This is a genomic window from Deltaproteobacteria bacterium (assembly GCA_016208165.1).
In the GTDB taxonomy this organism is placed as follows: domain Bacteria; phylum Desulfobacterota; class Desulfarculia; order JACQYL01; family JACQYL01; genus JACQYL01.
Genome location: JACQYL010000024.1, coordinates 120,587 through 132,718, shown reverse-complemented (window position 1 = coordinate 132,718; position 12,132 = coordinate 120,587). Strand labels below are relative to the sequence as shown.

Sequence of the window (12,132 nt, the reverse complement as noted above, 5' to 3'; positions counted from 1 at the left end):
ATGGCGGCAAACGTGACGGATCATCCGTGGTCGTTTTTGGAGTTGTTGATGCATCCAGCTCCGTGTCAATGATATGGGGACATTACCGAATCTTTTGGGGCATAAGAATAAGGAGAGAAAGCGTGATTTAACCCTATCTTCGTGGGCTAGACTATCTTCAAAAGGCACCTCGGTTCTCGTCAATATGTGAGCAGCCAAAGTCGAAGTGAGGATCCGGTAGGTGTATTTTGATAATATATCAAAAATTAACACAGACACAACATCTTGTATACCTCCGAATCGCCCACCAGGTTCAACTTACTTGCCAAGTCTATGATTCGGTCGAACGGTTCAAAGATTCAGGCTTCGGTTCCCGATCGTGGACCTTGGGTGCCCGTTCCCGGCGATCCGCTGGTCCACGAGGAACGGGCTCGTCGTGTTGTTTTAGTGTTTTTAGATTTTCGCGGGAAAGGGGGTCTGCTCTTGGCTCTTGTCAGGGGCTTTTTGACGTTTGTTAGACCCGAGTTCACCATATCGCGGCAAATGCGGTAGGTTGGATGTAAACCGGCCTATTGACCCGATCCGACTCGGACAACGAGTGGGAGCAATGGGTCTGGACATACCTCGGAATCTCCCAATTCATCCGTACTCGTGTTGAAGGCTTCGCGATGTTTCAGTGGCGATTTGAGCGCATTATCTGCAAAGGGGTCAAGTCTCGTTTTGACTCTTATTCTGGAGGGTTCTGTGAAGTAAAGGGCACGGGGTTGATTTTGTGCGTTTCTATTCTTCAATGGTGTACCCTTTTTCCCGGAGACGGTATCATCGATCCATCTGCTCGGAAACCTGGTCCAACACCTCTTCCACAAAATCGCCGTCACCCTGAATTCGTTCGTCGCCTTTCAAGCAGAGAATCGACTTGTAGCGGTTTTGAAACAACCTGCCGTATCGCCGATGCCGCCGGTTGGACGTCACGGCATTGCCGGTGAGCAACCGCTGCATGACCTTGGCGATCGGTTCTTTTAGTCAAAGATAGAAATTGTTTTGTAGAGGTCTATTAACTTTTCGGATACGCTTTCAACAGAGAAGCTTGTAATAGCTTCAGGTCGAGGCCTATGTTTTACTAAAGCGCCTTCCCGCCATGCATGCCTGAGTCGGCTAAGTTGACGAGCGATGAGATTGTGCTCCCATGGTGATACTATGGGCTGATCCACGGAACGCAGGATTTGCGCGGTGGGTCCCTTCGGTGGTGTCAGACCGAGGATTGGCCGTCGAGCACCCAGATAATCGACAAGTTTGGAGGGGAAAAACGGATTGGTGTCGAAGGGAGGGTCAATGACAAGGAGGACATCCGCATCTTGAAGCACGGCTAAGCATTTCAAGTAGGGAATTGCAGGCAGCCTCCTGACCGTTCCTTCCAGGTTGTATTTGCGGATTTCGCGTTCGACATTTTCCGATTGAGCGCCAAGAAGGACAACGTCCAGATCGGCAACCGCAGCCGGTTCCTGTTGCCGCAGCAGATCGATTCCTGACAGCAAAGGGGAGGGAGTTCGTGGCCCGTAGAAGCTGCCGGCGTGCAGAACACGCATTTTGTCTTTACGTTTGAGAAGAATCTCCGGACTGTTGCACCAATTGTATAAATCCGGGTCGAAACAGTGACTCAGAATGACCGCTTTACGGCGGATCCTTTCCGGAAAATTGGTCAGCGCCCAATTCGCGCCATCCTTCCAAGGGAAGGCAAGCACGTCTGCCGTCTCAAAAACCCACCTCTCCAGGAAACGATTGAGGATTCCTTTCGAGCCCTTTTCGACTTCGTACATTCCGTTCCAAGGATCGCTGAAGAAAGCCACCCAAGGGAGTCTATATTTCAACCGAGCGAAGCCGCCTACAAGATGAGAAGTCGTGGGGGTTGAAAACGACTGGATGATGTCATAGCGACCTCTTTCGATTTCGTTTTGTGCGAACCGAACGGCAAGGGGAAACCAGCCAATTCGAGCATCGGGCAGGCTCAACATCAGCAATGACTTCGGTTGGCCTCTGAGCAGGCGCAAATGGCGTGAGAAGCGTCCTCCCAAACTCGGAATTCTAAGAACCCGTGTTTTTGGGGACACGATCGCCTGCATTTCCGGGTCCGTCGCATGGGGAAGAGTGCGAGGCGAAGCGCACAAAATCGTCCAGTTCACCAGGCCTGATGTCTGCGTGTATCGGGCCAAAACACCAAGACGCACCGCACGTGGTGTGTTAAGTGGTAAGAAGTACTGGCTTATGCCCAGTGGTAAGAAGTACTGGCTTATGCCCAGCACGTTAAAGGGTCTTTTACCTTGAGAAGGCATCAACAATCCTTAATTGAATTCATTCGCGACCTCGCCGGGAATCCCGCGGTCCAACCCCTTCGTAAAGGGGTCATAAAGGGGTCAAGTCTCGTTTTGACTCTTACTCCGAAGTTTTCGGTTCCGGGAGACGGTCACGCCCTGCTGTGCACGGGCGCGGATGACTGATCGCGTGCATCGGTGAGACGCCGGCTGGGGCCTGTTTAATGCTCGTGCCGGTGGTGGGTGTCGGGGAAATGGTTATGCACATGGGTCAGTGGAGCGTGAAAATGCCGATGAATATGATCGGTTCCGGGCAGGCACGCCTCGTCGTGCTCATGTTCATGATGACGATCATGGCTATGCGCATGCTCGTGTGAGTTCGCTTCGTGAACATGCTCGTGTTCGTGGTTTTCGGTTAAATGCAGCCAGATGCCCAATGCCATGAGCGTTCCGGCGACGACCAAACGTGCATCGACTGCTTCGCCTAGGAGCGGGATCGCCAACGCCGATCCGAAAAACGGAGCAATAGAGAAGTAGGCGCCCGCCCTGGCGGTTCCAAGATGCCGCAGTGCGACGATGAAAAGTACCAGGCTGACGCCGTAAGAAAAACAGCCGACAAGCAGCATTCCCCCCAAGCTGGGCAACGGGGGCCAATTCGCACCCAGCGTGAGGGCGATACCCATGTTTACCCCACCCGCCGCCAGGCCTTTGATGGAAGCGATCCAGGTCGCATCGATATGTGATACCTTGCAGGTCAGATTGTTGTCGATGCCCCAGGACAGGCAGGCCCCTATCACGGCCAGAGCCGGCAGCACCGCCGAGAAGCGAGCGTCTCCCGGCCAACCGACCACAACGGCGCCCGCAACAATGGCGGTCATCCCCAGGACAATGCGACGGTCGAAATTTTCCCGGAATACAAACCATGCCAGCAGCGCCGTGAACAGACCTTCCGTGTTAAGCAGCAGCGATGCGCCGGACGCCGGCATGCCGGTGAGTCCGACCATCAATAACACCGGCGCGACCACGCCTCCGGCAAAAATCGCACCGGCAAGCCACCGCCATTCGGAAGGCTCCAGCTTCCCGCCATGCGTGTGAATATACAGTCGATAGAGGGAGGCGCCTAAACCTGATCCAAGATAGAGGACGCCGGCCAACAGCCACGGATTGTTGCCATGCAACAGCCATTTGGCGAACGGAGTGCCTGCGCCGAAAAGTAACGCCGCTCCCAATGCGGCAGGCACACCGGGTTTGAATACCCTGATTTGCATTGCTTCCCGGCTCTTACTCACCTGCCTGTCATGCTCCTTAGCCATCCGACCATAGAAGGGTCACTCTGTACGCCGTCGCCCCGGACCATGAATTCAAGGATCGGACATCTGGTTCAGGGAATGCGGACACACTCACAACCTAGGGGTCCAGGTTTGAATCGGTTAGAAGGATCGCCCCTCTTCCTGTCCGGAGGCCGGCATTGAAAAATGCGATTGAACGATGAGCCACTTATTCGCGCGTCGTTCCAAAACAAAGGTGGCCCGCACGGGAATGCTCGCATCCTGTCCATTTGTGCTGAATTCGATCGCGCCGTCCGCCGCCGCCCATGCGACCCCAGCCGCCGCGGAGATGGGCATCCAGGAAAACGACATGGCGGTTGACTCGCTCTGCTCCCAGTCGCGGCGGACCTGGGTCCGGATCCGCTCGATGCCGACGCATTTTTCATCCGCGCCGGTACCGTAGATCACCACATCGTCATCTGGTGCGAAGCAATCCAGGAATCCCTGCAAATCCCGCTTAACGTAAGAATCGATGAGCTTCTGCAGGGCCGCTTTGACTTCAGTTTCGGTTTTATTGTCTGCTTGCATGAGACCTTCCTCCCGTTGGGTCGGTAAATTTCACATGAGTTCAGGCCGTGCGCTTTTCCAAAACGGGTCCAAATTTTCCGTTTGTGAAGAGTCACTTTTTCAATTCGGACTGGTTTCATTATGGAATCATAAGAAGCCGGTCGGAGAATCCATCTGCGTTCGATGTTCCAGAGGCCTGCGGCGAACAAGAAGACGCAGAATGCAGCCAATAGATCCGAATCGAGGGAAGACGGCAATCCCTGTAACCGCATCCATTTTCTCAAAACGTTTGACCGGATTCTCAAAAATAGTACCTCACCCAGATTTCGGGCCGGAACTGATCAGGTTTTTCGCCGAAATCGGTATTTGCAGGCCCCAGGGGAATGCCCACTCGAAAATTCACTTCCACGTTCGTCACAGGCGCCCACGTCACGCCGGGCTGCAGGTTGAAGCTGAAATCCTGCAGGTTGACGACGGCAGCCACCCAGGGGTCGAAATACAGGATGTCAAAAGGCTCCTTCTGCGAAATCTTAATATAAAAATAGTCTTGCCCAAAGTTACGTTGCTGATAGTATGGACGCGTGCTTTGCGTTGCGCGCTCCATCGCCAAGGCATCGCCGGTAGCTTCCCACCGATGGAAGGCGGCCTGCTGGTAGGCAAAAAAGTCTTCCACCTCGCCCCGGTCGTAGCCGCTGCCGTTATGGTAATATTCGGCGATGAAAGTGGTATCGAGCGCATTGAGGTATCGCCCCCCTATCAGATAACTGAGCTGGTCTTCCCGTGTGTTTCGAGTGTTCCCCGCTGCATCGAGGACGACACGCGGGGCATCTTGTCGATAACCCAACTCCCCGTGCACTTCAACATTTTCAGCCAGGTTTTTGGCGAAATCGAACCCGAAACTGCGGGGTTGATCCGGGCCGTCAAAATAGATGAAATCGAGGTCAGTGTCATACCAGAGCAGGTACATCTTGAGCGCGGTGTTCAGATCGCCCTCGTCGCCCAACTCAGGGTTGGCCCAGTCACTGATGACCGGCAGCAGCAGGACCGTGAGTCCGATGTTGGCCAAAGAGCCGGAGGTAAGACTTTTGATCAGGTCGATCCCCAGCAGGGTGCGTCCTTCCAGGTTCAGGGCCGGGTCGTCCGGATCCTTGGGCCGGTTGAGAAATCCGGCCGGGTTCCACGCGTAGCCCTTTCCCCACAGCACCCGTTTCTTGCCCGCATCCATGGTCATGTGGGGTATGGGCGTCAACGAGACATAGCCCTCGTAGATGTCGTTGATCCACTCATCTTCTTCAAAGGTATTGACGAATTCGTGGTGGGTGAGCAGGTTGGCCTGCAAGACGCCCCGGCTATAGTTGCCGGAAAGCTCCACCAGCGCCCGCCATTCGTGCGTATCGGCTCCGGGGTCATCCTGGTAGTAATTGAGCCTGTACTGGGCCGAATCCTCATCCAGGCGGTGATAGATGTACCGGGATTCCAATCGACCGCCGAACTCGTATGGCTTCTTTTCCGCCTCCGGAATGGTGAAGTCATACTCTCCCGCGTTAACGGGCCCGGCGAACAAAGCCAGCAGCACCAAAATCCAAGTCCAAAGACGCATGGCTCAACGTAAGTCCTTTACCCTGGGCAAGTAGTTCAGGGTGAAGACTTCGTCGGACAGGCTCCGCTTTTTAAGGTTCGCCGAAATCATGGTAGATTGATACCCTTTGTAGAGCGGGCTGTCGGTTTCCATCACCGCCGGACTCGAGACACCGTCTCCGATGTCTTTGATTTCCTTGAAATGCAAGGTCTTGATGAGCATGCCCGTGGCTGCATAGCATTCGATCATGCTGGGCGCGAGTTCCTTTTTGAGAACCCACATCTTGAGCCGATCATAGGCCACGGCTCCGCTTTTGGCCTTGAGATCCAAAAGATACTGGCCCTGGTCTTCCGCAAGGTCGGCCACGTCATATTCAACACTGTAATCCAGGCGCATGATATCGGCATTGTTGAAAACGCCGCCCACCACCGACTGCATACTGGTGATGCGGATCGGCTTGCCCACGTTGGGAATGTACAGCCACATATTGTCACCCAGGCGCAGGGTGGCGCGGCCCGTTTCGCTAGCCGGCGAGACGAACAGGGTCACCACCTTATCCTTGTCCTTTTTCAAAAACCAGAGCACGAACTCTTTCTTTCCGCCGTCCGGCTCGATGTTGATGATTTTGCGATACATTTCCAGATCGCCCGGCTGTAAATTCTGGTCCACCTGCTCGAGGATTTGCGCACCGGTCAACGGTTCGGCGAATCCCCCGGAAGGCGTAAACGCCATCCATATGAGAGATAGTATGATTGCAGTAATATGCGGCATGGGGTTCCCTCCTATCTCGAATGATTCAAAATATGATTTCCTTATACATGTCGCAGAGCTTCCACGGGTTGCAGTCCGGCCGCTTTAGCGGCCGGCTGAAGACTGGCCAGGATCGAGACACCCAACACGATGAGGCACGCCGATAGCACCTCGCGAGGTTCAACAGTCGGGGCCAGTGTAAAGACCTGGTTGCCGCTTCCAAAGACGACCTCAACCCCGGTCACACCCAGGATCCATAGAACCCCAAGGCCAATGGCCGCGCCCGCCAGGGCGCTGACCAGTCCAAGGCAAAATCCTTCGGCCACAAACAATCCCATGATCCGGCCCGGCCGGGTGCCCATGGCGGTCAGCGTACCAATCTCGCGGATTCGTTCGTAAACGCTCATCATCATGACATTCAACACACTGATCAGGACGACGGCGATAAGGATTATCTTGATGCCCAAGGTCATAATATCGATCATTCGCACCACGTTGTAAAACGGAGTGAGCTGATCCCAGGTGTGCAGTTCGAACATGGGCTTATTCTGCCGGTTGGTGATGGGTTCCAGTGTGCCTCGCAATCGCTCGGCCACACCCGACAGCCGATCGAAGTCCTTCGCCCGCACAGCCACTTCGCTGATTTCCAAGGGTTCCATGCGCAGCAGGGCGGCAGCGTCATCGATATGAAGATAACCGTCCCGCCCTCCCGGTCCCATCAGGCTTTGCACCACCCCTGCCACTTTGAACGTCATCCCGTTCACCGAACCGTCCTTGTTGTTGGCCACCAGCACCACGGTCTCGCCCGTCTTAACACCCAGGCCCGTCGTCAGGACCTCCGGCAGCAAGACCTCGCCCTTTTTCAAGAGAATGTCCCCATGCGCAGCATTCTTGATTCGTGAAGCCAGCAGCGGCACGACGGCTTGTTCTTTTTCGGGATCGACACCGTTAAGGCGCACGTTGGTGGTCTGGGCGTAATTGCTCAACATGGCTCCAAATTTGATGCGGGGCGAGAAAGCCGTTACACCATCGGTCCGGGCCAGAATGTCCGCAAGCTTTTCAAGCGGTTCGACGGGCAGCATGCGGTCCAGGGGAAGGTTATCGATGCTGGCCAGGTACCCCTTGCGGTGCACCTGCAGATGACTGAGAACCGAATCGGTTATTTGCCCTACGATGGCTTGCTTGAAGGAGCCGCTCAACCCGACAAACACAATCACCGCCACTACCCCTACGGCAATCAGCAGACCCGTGAGCAGGGTGCGACGTTGATAGCGCAGCAGGTTTTTCAGCGCCAGGCGTATGACTTTAATCATGACGGGTCTCCTTGCCGGTTGCCGGTTTTGTCGATCAGCCGGCCGTCTTCCAGATAGAATGATACCTCCGCCTGGTCCATGATCCGGGGGTCGTGAGTGGAAAACACGAAAGTTGTGCCGAATTCATCGCGCATACGTTTCATCAATTCCACCACTTTGTGGGCCGTTGCGCCATCCAGGTTGGCAGTGGGCTCATCGGCCAGGATCAGGACCGGGTTTCCTACCAGGGCCCGGGCGATGGCGACGCGTTGTTTCTGTCCGCCGGAAAGCTGGGCCGGATATTTGCCGGCCTGGTCTTCCATTGCCACGGCCGCCAATACCCGCTCCACCTTTGGTTTCCTTTGGCTCTTGGGCATGTCGCGAATCATCAACAACGGGTACTCCACATTTTCGAACACCGTGAGCACCGGCAGCAGGTTGAAATCCTGGAATACGAAACCCAGCTTTTCACCCCTGAAAGCGGCGCTCCCACGGCGGTTCAAACGGCCGACGGCCTGGCCCGCCACAGTCACCACGCCTTCGCTGGGCTGGTCCAGACAACCGATCAAGTTCAGCGCGGTGGTCTTGCCGCTGCCGGAAGGTCCCAGCAATGCGGTGAATGCCCCCTGTGGAATACTCAAGCTCACACGGTCGAGCGCGGCAACGTCCACCTCACCCATACGGTAGATTTTTGACACGTCCTCAAAAGTAGCAATGTCCATAGACTCTAAGACCCTCTTTCCACTTTGCTTTTTTTGAAACAGTCGAATAGCAAAATAGAACGTTTGCCCTTATGAAAAAGGGTTGGCCGAAATATCCGGCCCATGAATATCACCTGGCGTCCAACATATCATCTGAAACCCTCATCCCGCCGTGAAAGACACTTAACCTCTCCCAAAGGCATGCGGCACGAGCCTCCGGCGCTTTCAAAGGAAACCGGTCCGCCAGGGCTTGCTCCAGAATGCTCCTTTCGGGCGCATCCAGAGGGTGTGTGATCAACGTACGGCCCAGAGCCTTTTCAAGCAATCCCACCACGTAGTTGCTTCCCGCAAGGGTGACGTCCCGGTCTCGGTATTTGCGTAATTGCTGAAACGGGGGGTGGGAAATCAGAGGCGGCTCGTTGTGCCATTTCGTATGCTGAGTGGTGAAGAGCGATTCCGTTAAGGCCGATGCCGGGATCGAGAATTTCACGATCGAGTTGTCAAAGGGGAAAATGCGATACAGGTCGTCGCGGTACAGCGTACCGGCGGCAAGAGGCTCCCTGAATCCTCCCAGATGCACCAGCGAAAAGTCCGGACGATATCGGGTCCACAGTTGTTTTACCACGAGATCCGCCACAAAGGTCCTCGAGTAGTCTCTATCCACCTCGGCCACCGGCTCATCCATTTTGACGTCGCAGCCGGCATAGAATTTCAGGACAGAGGCGACGACCTTCGGGTCGGCGGGGTATGTTTTCCCGTCCAAGGGCGCCAGGGATGAATCAAACGCGGTGATGCGACGTTGCTCCGAGTCGAAGGTGAACCGCACCTTACCGGCGTATTCTCCGAAAGCGCCGGCTTGAAGGATATAGGTATTCCCGACCACGCGAGGCTGAACGAGGGAAGTATGAGAGTGGCCGCCGACAATGATGTCCAGGGTGGGCACGTGTTCCGCCAAGGTTACATCCGTATCCACCCCCAGGTGAGTCAATGCAATCGTCAGGTCGGCCTCTTTGTTCAGTTTATCCTGGAGACGGCTTGCGGTCTCGAGCGGATCTTCCGGGAAATCGATTCCTTTTACACGCTTTTGGATCGTCAAACCCAGAATCGCGATACGCAATCCCTTCCTTTCAACGATGAGGTACGGACGTATTCGTTCACGCTGCTCCTGGGAAAACGGGTAGTTGGCGCAGAGAACGGGAAATCGAGCATGGGAGAGATTACGAAACAGCACGTCCAACCCGTGATCGAAGGCGTGGTTTCCGAGAACGTGGGCATCCGGGGACAGCGTGTCATACAGTTCGTACGTGGCCTCGCCCCGGGTCAGGCTGTCAATGGCGGAACCCGTTACTAAATCACCTGCGTCCAGGAAAAGGAGGTCGGGGTCCAGGCCGCGCTGCTCTTTTAAAAAGCTCGACAAAACGGCCATTCCGGTACTGCCGGTTCTCCGGTCGGGCAGTATGTGTGCATGGAGATCGTTTATATGGATAAGGGTTATGGATACCTGTTCCGCCCATGCGGCAGGAATGAAAAATAGAAACAGCGCAATAAGCAGGGCACATCGCTTCTTCATATTCGATCTTCCCTCGGTCACGTTAACTGGTTCATCTTCAGTTTCGTCAGGCCCGATTTCCAATGTCTTATCATTCATGTGCAGGAAAATGCAATGCCGGTGCGGCGTAAAGGGTTTGAAATGGGACGGGCCCACATGATACACCCGGTTGGCATATAGTTGACAATACTTCACAAAACCCGGACAAACTCGGTTGAAACCGCCGAACTATTCAGCGGTGCGACTCCCTAGGGGACGGATATCGAGTCACGAAGCTTCCGCAGACTGTCCGGCCGACTTCGTCGAAGGCGGAGGGAGCGCCGGGTGACGGCGTCCGGACTCTGGAATGGGGTTCTTGGAATTGAAGCCTTTTGAATGCCAATTGTGCGGTACTTGCTGCAAAGGAGAAGGCGGCGTTTTTATTACCGAGGAAGAGCTGCCCGGTATCGCGCGATATTTGAATAGTTCGGTGGAGGATTTCGAGCGAAATCATTGCCTCCGGAAGAACGGCCGCATCTACATACGAACACGCGCGGACGGTTATTGCAGTCTGTGGGACGGAGGATGCCTCGTTCACCCCGTCAAACCTAGGCCTTGCAAGGAATGGCCTTTTTTCAAGGCAATGATGCGCGATCGTTCGAATTGGGAAGTTGCCAAAGAGAATTGTCCGGGAGTGAACCCCGACGCTACATACGAGGAATTCCAGGCTCAGGGCCGTTCGGAGACCGAATCCGAATCGTGACCGCGTGCGACGGGCGCATGTGGCGACTGTCGGGAAATTCGATGAAATGAGATCTTTCCGCCTACCCTGTTTACCTTGGATCGCGCGGTAATGCGTGGATCGGCTGCGACCTCGGGCTTGCAACGGCTGATCGAGTCTGTTCTGAGCCTGTTCATCCCGCCGAAATGCGCGTCCTGTGGGACCGTGCTTTCGCACGAAAGCGTCTTCTGCGAATCGTGCAAAGACACTTTCAGGCTCGTGGAAGAGCCGTTTTGCAGTATCTGCGGCCTGCCGTTCAAGTCGAGCGAGGGTTCGAATCATCCGTGCCCTTCCTGCTGGAATGAATCGGTCTGGTTCGACCGGGCCCGGGCGGTTTTCATTTACGAAGGCGCGATCCGGAGGGCCATTCACCGATTCAAGTACCATGCGAACCTGTTCCAAGCGCGAATACTGGGCGGGTTGCTGGCGGATGTTGTAGAGGACTTGTCCGGGTCTTCTTCATGGGATTTCATTGTACCAGTGCCCCTGCACGAGACCAAGCTCAAACAGCGGGGATTCAATCAGGCTTTGTTGTTGTCCAGGTACGTAGCCAAACGCGTCGGGATTCCACTGGATGTGGACACTCTTCGGCGGACCCGGGTGACTCGACCTCAGGTGGAATTGAGTGGGTCGGAACGGATGAAAAATGTCCGGAACGCCTTCGAGGTGAATTCTCCCGAGGTATGTAACAACAAACAGATTCTGCTGCTGGACGACGTGTTCACCACAGGCGCCACGATGCGGGAGTGCGCGCGCGTGCTTAAAAAGGCGGGGGCGTCCCGTGTTGACGCGGTAACTCTCGCCCGGAGTGTTGAATGGCATCTGAAATGGTAAGGCTGCCGACCGCCCGAAAAATTGTGGACCTCGGTGGGTTGAGGGTCCTGTTGGACAAGTATCGTTCGGAAGGACGAACAATCGTGTTCACCAACGGCTGTTTCGACATTCTGCACGCCGGCCACGTGGACTATCTGGAACGGGCCGCGGATTTGGGCGATGTTCTGGTCGTAGGGTTGAATTCGGATCGCTCCGTTCGCTCCATAAAAGGTCCTTCGAGACCCGTTGTCCCGCAGGAGCAGCGCGCCCGTGTGCTTGCAGCCCTGGCATGCGTTGATGCGGTGGTCTGCTTCGACGAGCCGGATCCCCTGCAATTGATCCTCGAGGTTCGTCCCGATGCGCTGGTCAAAGGAGCCGATTGGCCGTTGGACCGAATCATCGGCAGGAACGAGGTGGAATCGCATGGCGGCCGTGTCGAGCGCATCCCCCTCATCGAAACCGTTTCCACGTCTTCCATCATAGAAAAGATCCGGGGACTCCCCGTTTCTTAGCACGGCATTCCCTCCATTCTCGCCTGCGAAAATCCTCAATACATTGACAGGTC

General features: G+C 55.3%; 12 protein-coding genes. 3 read left to right on the top strand and 9 right to left on the bottom strand.

Annotation, left to right across the window (positions count from 1 at the left end; translation table 11 throughout):
- Positions 1-798: 798 nt before the first annotated feature.
- The 9 genes from HY788_04715 to HY788_04675 form a co-directional block, all read right to left on the bottom strand.
- On the bottom strand, positions 799-978 hold the full coding sequence (locus tag HY788_04715; protein ID MBI4773476.1) for a hypothetical protein: 180 nt from the start codon (positions 976-978) through the stop codon (positions 799-801).
- A 20-nt stretch (positions 979-998) separates the two neighbouring features.
- Positions 999-2,309 (bottom strand): hypothetical protein, encoded by a 1,311-nt coding sequence (locus HY788_04710; protein ID MBI4773475.1) that lies wholly within the window; start codon positions 2,307-2,309, stop codon positions 999-1,001.
- Between the two features lie 200 nt (positions 2,310-2,509).
- Positions 2,510-3,556, bottom strand: a complete 1,047-nt coding sequence (locus HY788_04705) for a DMT family transporter (GenBank protein ID MBI4773474.1) — start codon at positions 3,554-3,556, stop codon at positions 2,510-2,512.
- A gap of 162 nt (positions 3,557-3,718) precedes the next feature.
- Complete coding sequence (locus HY788_04700; GenBank protein ID MBI4773473.1) at positions 3,719-4,144, bottom strand: nuclear transport factor 2 family protein; 426 nt, start codon at positions 4,142-4,144, stop codon at positions 3,719-3,721.
- 280 nt (positions 4,145-4,424) lie between these two features.
- A complete protein-coding gene (locus HY788_04695; GenBank protein ID MBI4773472.1) occupies positions 4,425-5,723 on the bottom strand; it encodes a hypothetical protein in 1,299 nt (432 codons plus the stop codon).
- Between the two features lie 3 nt (positions 5,724-5,726).
- Positions 5,727-6,473 carry an outer membrane lipoprotein-sorting protein gene (locus tag HY788_04690; GenBank protein MBI4773471.1) on the bottom strand — a complete coding sequence of 249 codons (747 nt, stop codon included), beginning with the start codon at positions 6,471-6,473 and terminating at the stop codon, positions 5,727-5,729.
- Between the two features lie 41 nt (positions 6,474-6,514).
- A complete protein-coding gene (locus HY788_04685; GenBank protein MBI4773470.1) occupies positions 6,515-7,765 on the bottom strand; it encodes an ABC transporter permease in 1,251 nt (416 codons plus the stop codon).
- Positions 7,762-8,466, bottom strand: coding sequence for an ABC transporter ATP-binding protein (locus tag HY788_04680; protein ID MBI4773469.1), 705 nt, complete (start codon positions 8,464-8,466; stop codon positions 7,762-7,764). The genes HY788_04685 and HY788_04680 overlap by 4 nt, the downstream gene beginning before the upstream one ends.
- Before the next feature lie 109 nt (positions 8,467-8,575).
- Positions 8,576-10,015, bottom strand: coding sequence for a bifunctional metallophosphatase/5'-nucleotidase (locus HY788_04675; protein ID MBI4773468.1), 1,440 nt, complete (start codon positions 10,013-10,015; stop codon positions 8,576-8,578).
- Positions 10,016-10,349: 334 nt separating this feature from the next.
- On the opposite strand from HY788_04675, the gene HY788_04670 reads away from it, so the two are divergent.
- The 3 genes from HY788_04670 to rfaE2 all read left to right on the top strand — a co-directional run bounded on the left by HY788_04670 (position 10,350) and on the right by rfaE2 (position 12,079).
- Positions 10,350-10,736, top strand: coding sequence for a YkgJ family cysteine cluster protein (locus HY788_04670; protein MBI4773467.1), 387 nt, complete (start codon positions 10,350-10,352; stop codon positions 10,734-10,736).
- Positions 10,737-10,826: 90 nt separating this feature from the next.
- Positions 10,827-11,588: a ComF family protein gene (locus HY788_04665; GenBank protein ID MBI4773466.1), complete on the top strand. Its 762-nt coding sequence runs from the start codon at positions 10,827-10,829 to the stop codon at positions 11,586-11,588.
- Positions 11,582-12,079: a D-glycero-beta-D-manno-heptose 1-phosphate adenylyltransferase gene (rfaE2, locus tag HY788_04660; GenBank protein MBI4773465.1), complete on the top strand. Its 498-nt coding sequence runs from the start codon at positions 11,582-11,584 to the stop codon at positions 12,077-12,079. Before HY788_04665 ends, rfaE2 begins: the two co-directional genes overlap by 7 nt.
- Positions 12,080-12,132: the final 53 nt, after the last annotated feature.

Coding starts and splice junctions, on each gene's coding strand:
- HY788_04715 (MBI4773476.1), bottom strand. CDS start 978: ATGCAGCGGTTGCTCACCGGCAATGCCGTGACGTCCAACCGGCGGCAT.
- HY788_04700 (MBI4773473.1), bottom strand. CDS start 4,144: ATGCAAGCAGACAATAAAACCGAAACTGAAGTCAAAGCGGCCCTGCAG.
- HY788_04675 (MBI4773468.1), bottom strand. CDS start 10,015: ATGAAGAAGCGATGTGCCCTGCTTATTGCGCTGTTTCTATTTTTCATT.
- HY788_04680 (MBI4773469.1), bottom strand. CDS start 8,466: ATGGACATTGCTACTTTTGAGGACGTGTCAAAAATCTACCGTATGGGT.
- HY788_04710 (MBI4773475.1), bottom strand. CDS start 2,309: ATGCCTTCTCAAGGTAAAAGACCCTTTAACGTGCTGGGCATAAGCCAG.
- rfaE2 (MBI4773465.1), top strand. CDS start 11,582: ATGGTAAGGCTGCCGACCGCCCGAAAAATTGTGGACCTCGGTGGGTTG.
- HY788_04690 (MBI4773471.1), bottom strand. CDS start 6,473: ATGCCGCATATTACTGCAATCATACTATCTCTCATATGGATGGCGTTT.
- HY788_04665 (MBI4773466.1), top strand. CDS start 10,827: ATGCGTGGATCGGCTGCGACCTCGGGCTTGCAACGGCTGATCGAGTCT.
- HY788_04685 (MBI4773470.1), bottom strand. CDS start 7,765: ATGATTAAAGTCATACGCCTGGCGCTGAAAAACCTGCTGCGCTATCAA.
- HY788_04705 (MBI4773474.1), bottom strand. CDS start 3,556: ATGCAAATCAGGGTATTCAAACCCGGTGTGCCTGCCGCATTGGGAGCG.
- HY788_04695 (MBI4773472.1), bottom strand. CDS start 5,723: ATGCGTCTTTGGACTTGGATTTTGGTGCTGCTGGCTTTGTTCGCCGGG.